The sequence below is a fragment of the Deinococcus pimensis DSM 21231 genome (assembly GCF_000519345.1).
Taxonomy (GTDB): Bacteria; Deinococcota; Deinococci; order Deinococcales; family Deinococcaceae; genus Deinococcus_A; species Deinococcus_A pimensis.
Map to the genome: position 1 here is coordinate 50,703 of NZ_KI912672.1, position 344 is coordinate 51,046.

Genomic DNA, 344 nt, shown 5'->3' on the forward strand with positions numbered 1-344 from the left:
AGCAGCCCGGCGTGATCAGCGGCCTGAGTGCCGCCGCGCGCGTCCTCGCGCTCGTGGACGACACCATCGAGGTGACCTGGCGCGTCCGCGAGGGCGAACCCGTCGCGCCCGGCGTGATCGGCGAGCTGCGCGGGCCCCTGCGCGGCATCCTCACGGGCGAACGGCTCGCCCTGAACCTCCTGCAGCGCCTCTCCGGCGTCGCGACCACCACCCGCGCGTACGCGGACGCCCTCGCGGGCACCGGCACCCGCCTGCTCGACACCCGCAAGACCACCCCGCTCTGGCGCGACCTCGAAAAGCTCGCGGTCACGCACGGCGGCGGCCTCAACCACCGCCACGGCCTC

At 75.6% G+C, this 344-nt stretch carries 1 protein-coding gene; it reads left to right on the plus strand.

What is annotated here, in order from left to right:
- Positions 1 to 344 (plus strand): beta/alpha barrel domain-containing protein (locus tag DEIPI_RS33675; protein ID WP_483782855.1); only part of this gene is annotated, 344 nt, incomplete at both ends.